The following is a 15,327-nucleotide window of genomic DNA, read 5'->3' as shown; positions in this document are numbered from 1 at the left end:
GAAAGCGGACGGTTCCGGTTTCGATTCGGCGCCGACGCGGCGGCTCAGTACTCCTCGTACGCGAGGTTCATCATCCACTGCGAGAAGGCGTCCGCCTGCGCGTCCACCTCCTCCTCGCCGATGAACGGCGAAAGCATGTCGCCGGCCATCAGCAGCGAGAAGTCCAGGTCGCGGGGTGCGGGCTCCAGGTAGTACGTGTTGTGTCCGTCGTAGACGGTGTCGGCCCGCTGAATGAGGCCCGACTCCTCTAACGCCTCCGCGATGCGGCTCCCCTTGCGCGAGGAGACGTCGAGTTCCTTCCAGAAGTCGCTCTGGTGGATGCCACCGGTCTCGCGGATGAGTTCGAGGCCGGCGCGCTCGTCCTCCGACAGCTCGGCCTCGAGTTCGGACACGCTCATGCTCCAACACCCGCCCGCGACTCGCTTAAAACTGGCTTTCCGTCCCGTCGCGGCTCCTCCGGACGCGACGGGGTCACCGGGCGTCGCCGCCCTTCCCGTCCGTTCGCCCCCGTCCGAACCCCGCCGGCAGCGACGCCGGCTCCGCGGGCGTCTCGCAGGGGGGACCGTCGGCGTACGCGAACTCGGGCGACTCGGTCGGGTCGGCGCTCGTCCGAACCCGGGTGAACGACCGGGTCCCGAACCCGTCACCGTGGAGGCAGGCGCCGTACTCGTGGTCGGCGAGGACGCCGCTCGCGCGGTCGAGCCACGCCCCGCCCGTCTCCCCGGGTTCGGGGACCAGTTCGGCCGCGACCCGACGGGCGCTGTCTGCGCGCTCCTCGGCGAACTCCCGGCGGCGCTTCGGGATCGCGAAGCGCTCGGCGCCGTTCACCACGCCGCCGACGTTGCCGACGACGTGGACGCCGGGGTCGAGCCGCGTGACCGCGAGGCCGCCGTCGTACGAGAGCAGGAACGCGGCGGCGGCGTCCGCGATCACGAGGTTGAACCCGTCGTACGCCCGGGTTTCGAGTTCGCGCTCGACCGCGCGGACCGCGGACTCTGCGGAGTCGGTCTCCAGGCAGTCGCGCACGAGGAGCCCCCGGGAGCGGTCCCCCTCGCGGTCGGCGTCGAGCCAGCGGTTGGTGACCGCGACGGCGACGCCGGACTCCGAGAACCCGATCCACGTCCCGCCGGCCTCGGCGTCGCGCGGGGCGACGTACCTGACGCCGTCGTCGCCGCCGGAGTCTCGCACCGTCGGCGGTTCGGACGGCCTGTCGAGGGCCTCGTCGCGGTTGGCCGCGAGCGCGATCGGGGCGTCGGCGAACGCGCGCCACGCGAGGGCGAGAGTACACACGACCCACCCTCCGAGCGACGGCGAGGAAAAACCCGCGGTCAGATAGGTGACATTCTTTACTCACAATAAAAGAAATCTTTTGGTGGCTGACCACGTCGGTTCGCGTATGAACGCGATAGCCGTGTACGAGGGGGCCGACGAACCGGTCGTGACGGAGAAGCCGCGACCGGAGCCGGCGCCCGGGGAGGCGCTCGTCCGGACCCTCCGGGTCGGCGTGGACGGGACGGACCACGAGGTGATCGCCGGCGGGCACGGGGGCGCGCCGGAGGGAGAGGACCACCTCGTGTTGGGTCACGAGGCGGTCGGCGTGGTCGAGGATCCGAACGACACGCCGTTCGAGGTCGGCGACGTGGTCGTCCCGACGGTGCGGCGGCCGCCCAACGGCGCGAACGAGTACTTCGCGCGCGGCGAGCCCGACATGGCGCCGGAGGGTCGCTACCACGAGCGCGGCATCGTCGGCGCGCACGGGTTCATGGCCGAGTACTTCACCAGCCCCGCGGAGTTCCTCGTCGAGATCCCGCCCGCGCTCGCCGAGTGGGGGTTCCTCGTCGAGCCGATCTCGATCGCGGAGAAGGCGATCGAGCACGCGTACGCCAGCCGATCGGCGTTCCACTGGGAGCCGGAGTCCGCGCTGATCCTGGGCAACGGCTCGCTCGGGCTGCTCACGGTGGCGGCGCTCGACGCCGACTTCGACCGGCTCTACTGTCTGGGTCGCCGTGAGCGACCGGATCCGACGATCGACATCATCGAATCGCTCGGTGCGACGTACGTCAACTCCAACGAGACGCCCGTCCCGTCGGTCCCGGAGGCGCACGAGCCGATGGACTTCGTCTTCGAGGCGACCGGCTACGCGCCCCACGCCTTCGAGACCATCGAGGCGCTCGCCCCGAACGGGGTCGGGGCGTTACTCGGCGTGCCGGGCGACTGGGAGTTCGAGATCGACGGCGGACGGCTCCACCGCGAGTTCGTCCTCCACAACAAGGCGCTCGTCGGGAGCGTCAACTCCGGCTACGAGCACTTCGAGGCCGCCGTCGACTCGCTGTCGCGGTTCTCCGACGGGTTCCTCGGCGATCTGGTCACCGGCGTCTACGGGCTCGACGAGTTCGAGGCCGCGTTCGCGGATGACGACACGACTATTAAAACGGCGGTCGAATTCGGTTCATATGAAGAACGTTGACGACCTGATAGACAGCGCGGCCGAGCTCGCGGACCACGGTCTCTCGAAGGGAGAGATCGCCGACGAGCTGAACGTCTCCCGGGAGACCGCGAGCTGGCTGGTCGAGCGCGGCGGCGGGGGCAACGCCGCGGCCGAGCCCGCGGCCGCCGGGACGACGGCCGACATCCACGTCGACTGGTCGGCGCTGGGGCGCGACTCGACGCGGCTTCGGTACGCCGCGAGCGCGATGGCCGACCTCCTCGCGAAGGAGGGCGAGGAGGTCGACCTGACGGTGGGGATCGAGAAGGCCGGCGCGCCGCTCGCGACCGCGGTCGCGAGCCGACTCGACACCGACCTCGGCACGTACGCCCCCGCGAAACACCAGTGGGAGGAGGGCGATATCGACGAGCAGGGCGGCGGCTTCTCCCGGAACTTCGCCGGGATCCGCGACCGCGACTGCTACGTCGTGGACGACATCATCACCTCGGGGACGACGATGCGGGAGTCGATCAACGCGATCCGCGAGCAGGGCGGCGAGCCCGTCGCCTGCGTCGTGCTCGTCGACAAGCGAGGGTACGACGAGATCGACGACGTCCCGGTGTACTCGCTCGTCGACGTCGTCCGCGTCGACCGAGACGAGTAGGCGACCCGGCGGGGAGGCGGTCCGTTCCCGTGCGGAACCCATTTGCCGCGGCGGCGCGTACCGGCGCCCATGACGTTCCAGCCCGAGTCCGAGGCGGACCCCGACGAGATCGAAGCGCGCGTCCAGGAGACTATCGCCGAGAACGACGTGGTCCTGTTCATGAAGGGGAACCGGCTGATGCCACAGTGCGGCTACTCGAAGCGCGCCGTCGAGCTCATCGGCCAGCACGTCGAGGAGTTCGAGACCGTCGACGTGCTGCCCGCGCTGCCTCACTACCGCGAGGCGCTGGAGGCCGAGAGCGGCTGGGAGACGATCCCGCAGACGTTCGTCGACGGCGAGTTCGTCGGCGGCAGCGACGTGCTCGCGGAGCTAGAGGAGCGCGGCGAGCTGGCCGCCGAACTCGGCGCCGAGTGAGCCGCCCGTCGCCCGTCGGCCGCAGCGAGGCCCGATCCTAGACGATCGAAGGGTAGGCCATATAAACCTACGGTGCCTAAGTGAGCGTAGGTGTAGCCGTTGCCGCTGCCGCCGTGCCGACCGTCTCGACCCATCTCACCCAATCAACAATGACAGGCCGCGTGTTCAGACTTCATTCGACGCTCGAACTGCCACTCGAAGACGTGGAGACGTACTTCGAAGAAGACCCCGACCTCCCGCCGGAGATCGACGACATCGACATCACGCGTCGAAACAACACCCTCATCATCAAGGCCCTGTCCGACGACGAGTCGATCAGCAAGTACACGCCGACCGCCCAGCTGAAGGCGTCCGTCACGGAGACGCGCGTCTGGGAGGAGGAGCCGCCGCGCGCGGGCGGTCCCCAGTGGATGGACGACGAGGAGGAGGAGATCCCCTCCGAACTCGTCGAGTTCGCCTGCTTCAAGGGCGACCGCGAGACCGTCCTCCAGAACTCCGCGCTCCAGTACCCCATGTTCCTCGTGCTCCGCGAACTGGCGCAGCTCTCGGAGAAGGGGACGCTGACCGCGATCACGGAGGAGAACGACGAGCTCGAAGCGACGCGGATCGTCGAGGGTGAGCCGCGACCCGCGAGCATCGAGGTCGTCGAGAGCCCGCAGGGCGCCGGCGACGGCGACGGCGGCGTCAACTGGCGCGACAACGAGTTCATCTCGGACTGAATCCGGCTCTCGGTCGTCCGGCGGACGACCGTTCTCACGCACGCTACACGCGTCGAGCGACCGCGCTCCGGACCGCCGACGCTTTAGGCGCTCCGGGCGTTCCCCCGCCAATGACCGACGACTGGGTGAGCCTCTTTTCGGGCGGAAAGGACTCCTCGTGGGCGCTGTACCGCGCCCTGGAGACGGGCCTCGACGTCTCCCGACTCCTGACCGTCCATCCCGCCGGCGACTCGTACATGTACCACACGCCGGCGACGGAGCTCGCCGCGCTCGCGGCCGAGAGCGTCGGGATCGACCTCGTCGAGGTCTCGCCGGACGACTTCGGGGCCGACGACGTCGACGACGCGGGCGCGCAGGGGGACGCCGAACTGGAGCCGATGGAGGTCGCGCTCCGAGAGATCGCCGCGGCCGACGGCGTCGACCTCACGGGCGTCACCGCCGGCGCCGTCGAGAGCGAGTACCAGACCAGCCGCATTCGGGGGATGTGCGACCGCCTCGGGATCGATCTCTTCGCCCCGCTGTGGGGCGAGGATCCGGTCGCGCTCGCGGAGGCGATGTTCGACGCCGGCTTCGAGATCCGGATCGTGCAGGTCGCGGCCTACGGGCTCGACGAGTCGTGGCTCGGGCGGCGGTACGACGCCGACGCGCTCGCGGAGCTGCTCGATCTCCGGGAGGAGTACGGCGTTCACCCCCTCGGCGAGGGCGGCGAGTTCGAGACGTACGTCGTCGACGGCCCGCACATGGACCGCCGGATCGAGTTCGAGTACGACGCGGTGTGGGAGGGCGACCGCGGTCACGTCGAGGTTCGGGACGCGCGACTGGAGTGACTGAGCGGGCCGAAGGGTCGCAGACCGAACCCTTACGGCCAGCTGCCGGCCTGATCGTAGGCGTTCACGATCCGGCCGATGGCGACGACGTAGGCCGCGGTGCGGAGGTCACGGGCGCCGCGGTCCTCGTACGCCTCGACAATCCCGTCGAACGCCTCCGTGATCACGCGTTCGAGCTCCTCGTTGACTCGCGACTCCGTCCAGCTGAACCGCTGTCGGTTCTGGACCCACTCGAAGTACGAGACGGTGACGCCCCCCGCGTTGGCGAAGATGTCGGGGACGACGTGAACGTCCTTCTCGGCGAGGACGTCGTCGGCGGCGGGCGTGAGCGGCCCGTTCGCGGCCTCGACGATCACGTCGGCCGAGACGTCGGTCGCGAGGTCGCCGTCGATCGCGTTCTCCAGCGCCGCCGGCACGAGCAGGTCGACGTCGAGCGTCAACAGCTCCCCGTTCGTGATCGACTCGGCGCCGCCGTAGCCGGAGACGGCGCCCGTCTCGGCCTTGTGGTCTTTCACCGCCCGCGGGTCGAACCCGGCGGGGTCGTGGATTCCGCCAGACGAGTCGGAGACGGCCACCACGTCGGCGCCGAGGTCGTCGAGGAGCGCGGCCGCGATCGAGCCGGCGTTGCCGTACCCCTGTACCGCGACCGTCGCGTCCGCGACGTCGCGGTCGAGCCAGTCGAATGTCTCGCGCGCGGCGAGCGCGACGGAGCGACCGGTCGCCTCGACGCGCCCCTCGCTGCCGCCGGAGTCGAGCGCCTTCCCGGTGATGACGCCGGGCGCGGTCGTGTTCTCCAGCGTCTCGTAGGTGTCTTTGATCCAGTTCATCTCCCGCTGGCCGGTGTTGACGTCCGGCGCCGGGATGTCGCGGTCCTCGCCGATGAGCGGCCGGAGCTCCGTCGCGAACGCGCGCGTCAGTCGCTCCAGCTCGCTCTCGGAGTAGTCGGTGGGGTCGATCGCGATCCCGCCTTTCCCACCGCCGTAGGGCACGTCGACGACGGCGCACTTGTACGCCATCCAGCCCGACAGCGCCTTCACCTCGTCGCGGGTGACGCCCGGGTGATACCGGATTCCCCCCTTGTACGGCCCGCGGTCGCCGTTGAACTGCGACCGGTACGCGCGGACCGTCTCCAGCGAGCCGTCGTCGAGCTCGAACGTCAGGTTCGTCTCCAGCAGCCGCTCGGGGTTCTTCAGCCGGGTGAGAACGCCCGTCGGGGCGTCGAGGTGCGCCGCGGCGTCGTCGACCTGTTCCTGCAGACTTTCGAACGGATTCGCCTGATCGGCCATGGTGGAACGTCCTGCGGGACCCCGGTTAATTGTGACGGACGATCATCGCGGGGGCGGCCGTCGCTATCGCGGGTCGAGTCCGGCGGCCGCGGCCCGCTCGACGATCCGCTCCGCCCGCGCGATCAGCGGGGCGTCGATCATCTCGCCGTCGACGCCGAAGACGCCGCGCCCCTCGCGGTCGGCCTCGTCGCGGGCGTCGAGGACCCGCGACGCCCACTCGATCTCGTCCGGGTCGGGCGTGAACGCCTCGTTGATCGGGTCGACCTGAGACGGGTGGATCGCGAGCTTCCCGTCGTAGCCGAGCGTGCGCGCGAACGCCGTCTCCTCGCGGAGCCCCTCGGCGTCGGAGTAGTCGGTGTACACCGTGTCGAGCGCGTCGACGTCGGCGGCGCTCGCCGCGAGGACGGCGTGTTCGCGGGCGTACAGCACTTCGGTCCCCTCGTCGGTGCGCGTCGCGCCCAGGTCGGCCGCGAGGTCCTCGGCGCCGAAGACGAGGGCCTCCGTCGCGGCCGCGTCGGCGATCCCCTCGGCGGCGAGCACGCCGCCCGCCGTCTCGACGAGCGCGAACACGGCGAGGTCGAGCCCGCGGTCGGCGCAGAGCGCGGCCGCGTCCGCAACGCGGTCGGCGTCCTCGACCTTCGGGAGCATTACCGCGTCGAGCCGGAGCGAGCGCTCCGCGCCGTCGTCGGCCGCGGACGCGCCCCGCGCGTCTTCCCCGACCAGCGCGTCGAGGTCGGCGTCGGGGTCCGCGACCGTGAGCCGGACGCACACCTCGGCGTCGGGGTCGAAGTCGGGGTCGGCGAGCACGCCGCGGACGGCGGCGCGGGCCTCGTCCTTCCGGCCGGGCGCGACCGCGTCCTCGAGGTCGAAGCAGATCACGTCCGCGCCGGTCGCCGGCGCCTTCCGCATGAGCTCCGGGCGGTCGCCGGGGGAGAACAGGAGGCTTCGTCGGGCCATGTCGGGGACTCCCCGTCACCGGACATAAAAATCGGGGACGGCCGCGTCCGGGACGTCCCGACCGCGGGCCGGATCGGCATCCGGAGCGGTACCGATTTGACGCGGGGGGTCGACGGTCGGGCCATGACGGGACGCTACTACGAGGAGTTCGCGGTCGGCGAGACGATCGAACACGCGAAGCGGCGGACGGTGAGCGAGGCCGACAACCAGCGCTTCTGCGACATGACGATGAACCAGCAGCCGCTCCACCTCGACGCCGACTTCGCCGCGGAGACGCAGTTCGGCGAGCGGCTCGTGAACGGGTTGTACACCCTGTCGCTCGCGGTCGGCGTGTCGATCCCGGAGACGACGGACGGGACCATCGTCGCGAACCTCTCGTACGATAACGTCGAACATCCGAACCCGGTGTTCCACGGCGACACGATCCGCGCGCGGTCGACCGTCACCGACAAGCGGGAGACGAGCGACGGCGAGCGCGGCGTCGTCACGATGCACGTCGAGGCGTTCAAAGTGGTCGAAGAGGGCGACGACGTCCTCGTCTGCGAGTTCGACCGGACCGCGCTCTCGAAGAAGCGGCCGGACGGCGACGAGGGCTGAGCTCGGTTCGGAGTCGAGTCGGGCGACCGGCCGAGTCCGGCTACTCGTCGTCGCCTGCGCCCTCGTCCGCCAGCAACAGCCCGAGGTACGACGTGCGGACCTGCTCGGCGCCGTCGAGCCCGAGCCGGTCGAGCGCGTCCAGCGCGTCGTCCCTGACGCTCTCGATCGCGTCCTCGTCCGCGACCGCCCGCTCGATCTCGACGAACTCTCCGAGCCCGTCGACCGCGTCCAGCGTCACCGTGAACCCGTCGTACGCCCAGAACTCGCGGCGCTTCACGACGGTCGCCGCCGGCTCGAAGCCGATCCCGGAGAGGATGCCGGCCGCGGCCTCGGGGTCCGCCACCTCGGTCTCGTGTTCCGCGCGGGTCTTCGACCCCTCGTCGAGCAGCGGCCCCTTATACGTGAGCTTCGTCGTCTCGGGGGCGGCCGACGATTCACTCGACTCCCCCGTGCCGCCCGAGCCGCCGGAATCGCCCGGCGCGTCGGCCGAACCGATCCCGTCCGGGAGCGGCGTCTCGCGGCGCACCCGGAGCGCCTCGTCCGTCTCGGCGAAGTCGCGGTGCGGCGCGTCGTAGTAGACGTCGCGCTGGCGACGCGCGTCGACGCGCTCGGCGCCGACCTCGCGCAGGCGCTCGCGGACCGCGTCGACGTCGGCCGGGACCTTGACCTCGACCTCGAACATACCCGGATTCCGCCGGGCGCGTTCTTAAGCGCCGCGGGACGCTGATTCCGGTGCGTCGCCGCTCTCGCCGCGCCGAACCGTGCTCCTTAAGGGTGTAACAGGTGACGTTCAGGGTATGAGCGATCAGGAGCAAGCGGACGCGGCCGAGGACGCCGACGAGGCCGAGACCGAAGCCGAGACCGAGAGCGCCGGACTGGCGGACGGCGACTTCGTGCGGGTCGCGTACACGATCCGAACGGCCGACGACGGCCGGGTCATCGACACCACCGACGAGGAAACCGCCGAGGAGGCCGAGATCGACACCGAGGACCACGAGTTCGAGCCGCGTGTCATCGCGCTCGGCGCCGGCCACGTGTTCCCGGCCGTCGACGAGGCGTTCGTCGGCGCGGAGGTCGGCGACGAGGGCGTCGTCGACGTGCCCGCCGAGGACGCCTTCGGCGCGTACGACCCCGACGAAGTCGAGACGGTCAAGGCCGACAAGATCCCCGAGGACAGCCGCTACCCCGGCGCGCAGGTCCAGATCGACAACCAGCAGGGCTACCTCGAGACGATAATCGGCGGCCGCGCCCGCGTCGACTTCAACCACCCGCTGGCCGGCGAGGACCTCGAGTACGAGTACGAGATCCTCGAGCTCATCGACGACCGCGAGCAGCAGGCGGCCGGCATGCTCGGGATGTACCTCCAGGAGACGCCCGAAGTCCGCATCGAGACCGTCACCGAGGAGGAGGAGACGGTCACCGAGGACGACGACGGCGAGGAGGTCGTCGAGACGGAGGAGGTCGAGAAGGACGTCCTCTACGTGACGGCCACGCAGGCGATGCAGATGAACCAGCAGTGGATGTTCCAGAAACAGCAGATCGCGCAGGACCTCATGAGCCGGCTCGACCTCGACCGCGTCGTGGTCGAGGAGGTCATCGAGGGCGGCGGCATGGGCGGTCTCGGCGGCATGATGGGCGGCATGGGCGGCGCCGGCGCGGGAGACATCGAGGACGCGCTCGAAGACGTCGACGTCGACGCCGACGAGATCGTCGACGAGCTCGACGAGGAGTAGTCCTCCCCACGGCGCCTCGCTCGGACGACGAACCGATCCCTTTTGAACGACGCTCGACCCACGGAGAGACATGAACGTCGATCGGGCGACGGAGAGAGACGCGGAGGTCGACTGATATGGAGATCGAACGCGCGCGTGACGACCTGGTCGTCGCGGCGAGCGCCGGCGCGACGACGATCGCGATCGCGGTCCTCTCCGGCGTCGCGAACGTCGTCGAGGTGGGGACGGTCCCGACCCTCGCCCCGCTCGGGGTGTACGCCGTCTACCTCTTCTCCCGGAAGGGCGGCCCGTACGGCTCGCTCGACGAGCCGCGGAACTGGGCGGTCGCGGCGCTGCTCGCGGGCGTCGTCGTCGTGGTCGCGGCCGCGGCGCTGTAGCTTCGGTGCCGTCGAGAGCGACGGCCGGTCAGGCGATGTCCCGGCTCGTGTCGACCGAGACCGAGTCGGTGAGCTTCAGCTTGAGCGGCTCCTCTAACGCCGCGCCGCCGCGGAACTTGGGCACGACGAGCCGGTTCGCGATCTCGGTCCCAGTCACCGTCGTACGGAGGTCGAAGACGACGTCCGCGACCTGCTCGGTGACGACTCGGTTCCGCTCGGGGGCGTCCCCCTTGAGCGCGTGGAGCACCGCCAGCCCGTCGACGTCGTCGACGTGCCGCCGGAGGTCCTCGAGGAACGCGCCGTACTCCCCGCGATCCCGGGCCTCCAGCGGCTCGACGGAGTCGACCACGACGGTTCCGCCGTCGGGGAGCTCCGCGGCCGCGTCGAGCGCCGCCGAAAACGGGTCCTCGCCTCCCGCGTCCCGGACGACCGTCCCGTCGTCCTCGTCTTCCGCGTCGGCGAGCGTGAGGTTCGACTCCACGGCGTCGACCGAGCGGACCGTCGTCAGGTACCGGCACTCCCGGACCCGCGCGAAGCGGTCGAGGATGAGCTCGGACTGACTGGCGGGGTCGGCCTTCAGCGCGACGACGCTGCCGCTCGGGATTCCGCCGCCGAACTCCCTGTCCAGCACCGAAATTCCGGTCGGGAGCGGCTCCATACGATCGCTGCCGTCTCCGGAGGTTTGGCTCTGTCGGTGACCGCCGAACGGCGATCGGGAGGCGGGATCGACGGTCACGCGACGCGCCAATGCTCCGCACCGTACCCGTGCGCGAGCCGCCGCGCCAGGTCGTCGTACGCCGACCGAACGGTCGGGTCCGAGAGCGGCGCCGGCGGTCGCGAGGGGATCCGCCCCACCACCGGGCAGCCCAGTAGGTCGGCGACCGGATCCGGTACGGACGAGGCGCGGACGGCGACGACGCCCAGCGGCGCGCAGTCCAGCCGCCGCGCGACCGCGGCCGTCTTCGCGGCGTCGCGCAGGGCCGACCGCCGGAGCGGCGTCACGAGGAGCGACCGGTCGGCCGCGCGGAGCGGGGCGGCCGCGTCCGGCGACACGCCCGCCGGGCAGTCGAGGAGCGTGGCGGCGTCGTCGGGGACCGCCTCGCCGAGCGCCTCGAACGTCGGGGCGGGATCGACGGCACCGGAGTCGTCCGGCGCGGCGAGCACCGCGGGCGACGAGCGGTCCGGGGAGACCGAGCCGCGGTCGCGGACCGCCTCGACGACGGTCGTGGGTGACCCTCCGCGGCTCGCGGCGGACCCGCCGCCCGCGTCGCCCGTCTCCGACGCGAGTCCAGCGAGGTTCGGGAGGTCCCAGTCGGCGTCGGCCGCGACCGCGGGCGCGCCCCGCCGCGACAGCGCCCGCGCGAGCCCGAGGGTCGTGGTCGTCTTCCCGCTCCCGCCCTTGCCGCCGGCGACTGCGATCACGCGCAGGGTTGCGGCGCTATCGGTGATAAAGTGCGGGACGAGAGAGGCTCCGGGGGCGGCCGTCAGTCCTGACAGCAGCCACCGGCCTCGCCGCCGAAGTCGACCGCGAGGGGTTCCGAGATCGCCTCGTTGACCGATTCGAGGGTGTCGTTCAGTTCGTCTTGCGCGTCGAGGAACTCCCGCATGGCGGGCATCGAGTGGAGCTCGTCCTGGGCCGCCTGCACCTTCTGGAGCCCGGAGTTCGTCGCCTGTCCGGTCTCGCGGGCCTGCATGAACTCCGCGCGCAGCTGTTCGAACTCGTCGATCTTCGCCTGCACGTCCTCGTCGCGCTGTACCGCCTCGCGCGCCTCCTCGAAGCGCTCGTACTCGGGGGTTCGGGCGATCTGTTCGCCGAGCTCGCGACCGAGGTCCTCGATGGAGGCCTGTTCGACGCTCATAGATCGAAGTTGGCGCGGAGCGGTTTCAACCTGCCGGAGCCGGGGGTCCCGCGCGACGATCCTGCGGTGTGCCTGCGGCCAGGGGCGCGGACCCGGATCGCCCTCACGCCACCCGCGACTCGACGAAGGCGACGACGTCTGCCAGCTCCTCCTGCCCGATCCCGTGGCCGCCCGGGTAGCTGCCGCGGACGACGTCGGCGCCGATCTCCTCGAAGCGGTCGGCGGCGGCGGCCGAGCGCGACTCCGGGATCACGCGGTCGCCGGCCCCGGCGCCGACGAAGACGGGCTTCCCCTCGATACCCTCGGGCGCGAGGTCCGAGTGCGCGTCCGCGAGGTAGCCGTGGAGCGCGACGACCCACGCGTAGCGGTCCGGCTCCTCTAAGACGAGCGAGAGGCTCGTGATCGCACCCTGGCTGAAGCCCAGCAGCCCGATCCGGTCGGGATCGAGCGCGTACGCCTCCGTCGCGGCGTCGACGCTCTCGGCGACCAGGTCGAGGCTGCGCCGGAAGTCGGCCGCGTCCGGCTGGCTCGATTCGAGGCCGCCGTCGGACAGATCGAGCTCGTACCAGGTGTACCCGCCCTGCAGCGGGTCAGGCGCTCGGAGGCTGATCACGTGGAGTCCGTCGGGGAGGTGTCGCGCGACGGGAAGCAGGTCCTCCTCGTCGGCGCCGCGGCCGTGGAGCACGAAGACGGCGGGCGCGTTCTCGGGGTCGTCGTCGGGCGCGACGTGAACGTGCTCCAGCGGAATCTCGGTCATGTCTCCCCGGTTCGGCGGCTCGGGGGTTGTATCCGTCGGCCGCGGCAGGCGGTCGCGGGGGCGCCGTTCGCGTCGCCTCGGTCGGAGTCCGGGCGGCGCCCCCGCGAGCGTCGAACGCGCGGTTTAACCGTCCAGCCGCACAATTCGGTCGACATGAGCGGCTCCACGGAGGGCGACCTCACCAAGACGGGGATGGCCCTGAAACACGACCGCGAGTGGGACTACGAGCTCGACCGGATCGTCGAGGCCATCGAGGAGCGCGACGCCTCCAAGGTCGGCCTCCAGTTCCCCGAGGGACTGAAGCGCCGCGGCCCGAAGGTCGCCGACGACCTCCGCGAGGCGGCGCCCGACGACGTCACCTTCATGCTCTCCGGCCAGCCCTGCTACGGCGCCTGCGACCTCGACACGTACCTGATGCGCCGGACGGACGTGTTCGTCCACTTCGGTCACACGCCGATGAAGGAGTCCGACAGCATCGTCTACGTCCCGCTCTTCTCGAACGTCGACCCGTTCCCGATCATGGAGGACGCGCTGGAAGAGGAACTCGACGACCCCGAGGAGAACCCCGATGTCGGGCTCGTCACCACCGCCCAGCACATGAACCGGTTCGAGGAGATGACCGACTGGTTAGAAGAGCGCGGCTACGAGGTCCACACCCGCCGCGGCGACGACCGGCTCACGAAGGAGGGACAGGTGCTCGGCTGCAACTACGCCTCCGCGGACATCCCGGCCGACCAGGTGCTGTACGTCGGCGGCGGGAAGTTTCACCCCGTCGGGCTCGCGATGGAGCACCCGGAGAAGCGCGTGGTCATCGCCGACCCCGTCAACAACGCCGTCTCGGTCGCGGAACACGACCAGTTCCTCAAGCAGCGCTACGCCTCGGTCCACAAGGCGATGGGCGCCGAGAAGTGGGGCGTCATCTTCTGCACGAAGATCGGCCAGGGCCGGTGGGAGACGGCCCAGGAGATCGTCGAGAACAACGAGAACGCCTACCTGATCACGATGGACGAGGTGACGCCGGACCGCCTCCGCAACTTCGACATGGACGCGTTCGTCAACACCGGCTGTCCCCGGATCACGACCGACGACGGCCCGCGGTTCCACAAGCCGATGCTGACCCCCGGCGAGTACGAGGCCGCCATCGGCGAGAAGCCCCTCGACTCGATCGAGTTCGACACGTTCCACGACACCTGGTGAGCGGCTCGGCACGGAACCGCTGACATCTCGGCCGCAGCGGACCCGGTCGGTTCAGCGCTCTTGGAATGGAGAAACGGTTTCACTCGTGAGAGTGATCCCCCCGCATGGTCCCGACACAGGCTGCGTCCCTCCTCTCGCGCGTCGTCGCCGCGATCGGTCCCGCACTCGAACGTCCGTCGCAGTGGACCGGTGTCGAACTCCTCGGATCGGCGGCCGTCGAGTTCGTCGTGACCGCTGTCGGCGTCGCCCTCGTCGGCGTGGTCGTCTCGGCGGTCGCGCCCGATTTCACCGACGACGGCGTCGACTACCTCCGCGCAGAACCCGGAGAGGCGTTCCTGTACGGCGTCGCAGCGTACGTGGGGACCGCCGTCGCGATGTTTCTGCTCGCGATTACCGTCATCGGTCTCGTCGTCGTCGTACCCGCGGTGATCGTCATCGCGATCCTCAGCTTCGGCGGGACGGCCGTCTCCGCCATCGCCCTCGGGACGTGGATCCGATCGGCGCTCGGGAGCGGCGCCGCGAGCGGGCGGGAGACCGCGCTCGTCGTCGGCGCGGTGGCGTGGGCGGGGCTCGGACTCGTCCCCGTCCTCGGCGGACTCGTGCGGTTCGTCGTCGGCGCGATGGGGTTCGGCTACCTCGCGCTCTGGCTCGCCAACGGTCGGTTCGACCGCGATTACGGCTCCGTCGACGCCGGCGGACACGGGGCATCCGGCGGCTCGACGCGCGGTCCGGACGTCATCGGCGAGGACCCCGCTGATGAGGGTTCGGCGGACGACCCCGACCGCTTCCGCAACATCGCGGCGTTGGACGCCGAACGTGAGGCGGAAGAGGACGATCGCGACCCCGACGGAACGACCGGCGGGGGCGGGACGGCCGATCGCGATCGGTAGTGCGAACGGCGGGAGACTGCCGACGGTCGGCAGCGGGGAGCAGGCCGGGTTACGGTTCCGCGACCGGGTCGCGGTTCCGCGCCGCAGACGGGCGGGCTCACGGCGTCGTTTCGGTCTCGCGCTCCACGTAGTCGACGGCGTCCGCCGGCGATGCCACCGCTTTCACCCCCTCGACGTCGTGCGTGTCGAGCCCGGCGACCGCCCGGCCGTGGGCGAGCGCCATCCCGATCTCCGAGAGCGTGCCGTGCGAGCCGTCGACCGCGACCGCGGCGTCGCCGTTCATCACGACGAGCGCGTTGCGGGCGTGGCCGAGCCCCGTCGCGATCGGGACCGTGACGTGCCGGTTCGCGTCGGCCCGCCTGTCGGTGGGGAGGATACCGATCGTCTCACCGTCGGCCTCGCGGGCGCCCCGGCAGACGGCCTCCATCACGCCGCCGAGCCCGCCGCAGACGACCGTGTGCCCGCGGTTCGCGAGCCGCTCCCCCAGCTCCTCGGCGACCGCCGCCGTCTCCGTCGAGACCGAACTGCCCCCGATGACGCTGACGCGCATACCGCGTGACGGGCGGCGGACGCGTATAAATGAGGCGGCGGCCGCGACGCGGCGTTGGTGAAACCCTTTTAAGTG

The 15,327-nt window shown here is 70.8% G+C and carries 20 protein-coding genes; 10 read left to right on the top strand and 10 right to left on the bottom strand.

The features are described from left to right. Positions 1–44 precede the first annotated feature (44 nt). Both B4V04_RS04125 and B4V04_RS04120 read right to left on the bottom strand, forming a co-directional pair. The gene (locus tag B4V04_RS04125; protein WP_498229402.1) at positions 45–398 is read right to left on the bottom strand and encodes a helix-turn-helix transcriptional regulator; all 354 of its coding nucleotides are present in this window, start codon (positions 396–398) and stop codon (positions 45–47) included. Positions 399–471: 73 nt separating this feature from the next. Next, a complete protein-coding gene (locus B4V04_RS04120) occupies positions 472–1,290 on the bottom strand; it encodes an NRDE family protein (RefSeq protein ID WP_498229400.1) in 819 nt (272 codons plus the stop codon). A gap of 106 nt (positions 1,291–1,396) precedes the next feature. Between B4V04_RS04120 and B4V04_RS04115 the strand changes: the two genes are divergently transcribed. The 5 genes from B4V04_RS04115 to B4V04_RS04095 all read left to right on the top strand — a co-directional run bounded on the left by B4V04_RS04115 (position 1,397) and on the right by B4V04_RS04095 (position 5,049). Continuing rightward, positions 1,397–2,467, top strand: coding sequence for a glucose 1-dehydrogenase (locus B4V04_RS04115; protein ID WP_498229399.1), 1,071 nt, complete (start codon positions 1,397–1,399; stop codon positions 2,465–2,467). Then, positions 2,454–3,089 carry a transcriptional regulator GfcR gene (gfcR, locus tag B4V04_RS04110; protein ID WP_498229397.1) on the top strand — a complete coding sequence of 212 codons (636 nt, stop codon included), beginning with the start codon at positions 2,454–2,456 and terminating at the stop codon, positions 3,087–3,089. The genes B4V04_RS04115 and gfcR overlap by 14 nt, the downstream gene beginning before the upstream one ends. 69 nt (positions 3,090–3,158) lie before the next feature. Continuing rightward, positions 3,159–3,503, top strand: coding sequence for a glutaredoxin family protein (locus B4V04_RS04105; protein ID WP_498229396.1), 345 nt, complete (start codon positions 3,159–3,161; stop codon positions 3,501–3,503). A 149-nt stretch (positions 3,504–3,652) separates the two neighbouring features. Continuing rightward, the gene (locus tag B4V04_RS04100) at positions 3,653–4,222 is read left to right on the top strand and encodes a DUF7110 family protein (protein ID WP_092564373.1); all 570 of its coding nucleotides are present in this window, start codon (positions 3,653–3,655) and stop codon (positions 4,220–4,222) included. A 110-nt stretch (positions 4,223–4,332) separates the two neighbouring features. Continuing rightward, on the top strand, positions 4,333–5,049 hold the full coding sequence (locus B4V04_RS04095) for a diphthine--ammonia ligase (protein ID WP_498229395.1): 717 nt from the start codon (positions 4,333–4,335) through the stop codon (positions 5,047–5,049). 32 nt (positions 5,050–5,081) lie between these two features. On the opposite strand, the gene B4V04_RS04090 is transcribed toward B4V04_RS04095, so the two are convergent. Next, complete coding sequence (locus B4V04_RS04090) at positions 5,082–6,335, bottom strand: Glu/Leu/Phe/Val family dehydrogenase (protein ID WP_498229394.1); 1,254 nt, start codon at positions 6,333–6,335, stop codon at positions 5,082–5,084. 63 nt (positions 6,336–6,398) lie between these two features. Continuing rightward, a complete protein-coding gene (locus tag B4V04_RS04085; protein ID WP_498229392.1) occupies positions 6,399–7,292 on the bottom strand; it encodes an HpcH/HpaI aldolase/citrate lyase family protein in 894 nt (297 codons plus the stop codon). A 123-nt stretch (positions 7,293–7,415) separates the two neighbouring features. Here B4V04_RS04085 and B4V04_RS04080 point away from each other — a divergent pair, with 123 nt between their 5' ends. Next, complete coding sequence (locus B4V04_RS04080; RefSeq protein ID WP_498229390.1) at positions 7,416–7,889, top strand: MaoC family dehydratase; 474 nt, start codon at positions 7,416–7,418, stop codon at positions 7,887–7,889. Positions 7,890–7,929: 40 nt separating this feature from the next. On the opposite strand, the gene cyaB is transcribed toward B4V04_RS04080, so the two are convergent. Beyond that, the gene (gene cyaB, locus B4V04_RS04075) at positions 7,930–8,571 is read right to left on the bottom strand and encodes a class IV adenylate cyclase (protein ID WP_498229388.1); all 642 of its coding nucleotides are present in this window, start codon (positions 8,569–8,571) and stop codon (positions 7,930–7,932) included. Between the two features lie 115 nt (positions 8,572–8,686). Between cyaB and B4V04_RS04070 the strand changes: the two genes are divergently transcribed. Both B4V04_RS04070 and B4V04_RS04065 read left to right on the top strand, forming a co-directional pair. After that, positions 8,687–9,622 carry an FKBP-type peptidyl-prolyl cis-trans isomerase gene (locus tag B4V04_RS04070; RefSeq protein ID WP_498229386.1) on the top strand — a complete coding sequence of 312 codons (936 nt, stop codon included), beginning with the start codon at positions 8,687–8,689 and terminating at the stop codon, positions 9,620–9,622. 116 nt (positions 9,623–9,738) lie between these two features. After that, positions 9,739–9,999, top strand: a complete 261-nt coding sequence (locus B4V04_RS04065) for a DUF8049 family protein (RefSeq protein WP_498229384.1) — start codon at positions 9,739–9,741, stop codon at positions 9,997–9,999. A gap of 28 nt (positions 10,000–10,027) precedes the next feature. Here the strand turns inward: B4V04_RS04065 and B4V04_RS04060 are convergent, their stop codons facing one another. The 4 genes from B4V04_RS04060 to B4V04_RS04045 all read right to left on the bottom strand — a co-directional run bounded on the left by B4V04_RS04060 (position 10,028) and on the right by B4V04_RS04045 (position 12,615). Continuing rightward, positions 10,028–10,657 (bottom strand): RAD55 family ATPase, encoded by a 630-nt coding sequence (locus B4V04_RS04060; protein ID WP_498229382.1) that lies wholly within the window; start codon positions 10,655–10,657, stop codon positions 10,028–10,030. Between the two features lie 74 nt (positions 10,658–10,731). Next, the gene (locus tag B4V04_RS04055) at positions 10,732–11,421 is read right to left on the bottom strand and encodes a MinD/ParA family ATP-binding protein (protein WP_498229380.1); all 690 of its coding nucleotides are present in this window, start codon (positions 11,419–11,421) and stop codon (positions 10,732–10,734) included. Between the two features lie 62 nt (positions 11,422–11,483). Continuing rightward, positions 11,484–11,858, bottom strand: coding sequence for a YlbF/YmcA family competence regulator (locus B4V04_RS04050; RefSeq protein WP_498229378.1), 375 nt, complete (start codon positions 11,856–11,858; stop codon positions 11,484–11,486). Between the two features lie 103 nt (positions 11,859–11,961). Beyond that, positions 11,962–12,615 (bottom strand): alpha/beta hydrolase, encoded by a 654-nt coding sequence (locus B4V04_RS04045; protein WP_498229377.1) that lies wholly within the window; start codon positions 12,613–12,615, stop codon positions 11,962–11,964. A gap of 153 nt (positions 12,616–12,768) precedes the next feature. Between B4V04_RS04045 and dph2 the strand changes: the two genes are divergently transcribed. Continuing rightward, positions 12,769–13,812 carry a diphthamide biosynthesis enzyme Dph2 gene (gene dph2, locus B4V04_RS04040; RefSeq protein WP_498229375.1) on the top strand — a complete coding sequence of 348 codons (1,044 nt, stop codon included), beginning with the start codon at positions 12,769–12,771 and terminating at the stop codon, positions 13,810–13,812. A 104-nt stretch (positions 13,813–13,916) separates the two neighbouring features. Next, entirely contained in the window at positions 13,917–14,702 is a 786-nt protein-coding gene (locus B4V04_RS04035; RefSeq protein WP_498229374.1) for a DUF8173 domain-containing protein, read from the top strand. Between the two features lie 97 nt (positions 14,703–14,799). Here the strand turns inward: B4V04_RS04035 and B4V04_RS04030 are convergent, their stop codons facing one another. Next, the gene (locus B4V04_RS04030; RefSeq protein WP_498229372.1) at positions 14,800–15,252 is read right to left on the bottom strand and encodes a TIGR00725 family protein; all 453 of its coding nucleotides are present in this window, start codon (positions 15,250–15,252) and stop codon (positions 14,800–14,802) included. Positions 15,253–15,327 lie beyond the last annotated feature (75 nt).

The organism is Halorubrum sp. B52 (assembly GCF_059752555.1).
Note: the sequence above shows the minus strand (reverse complement) of the source record. Positions and strands in the feature narration are given on the sequence as shown.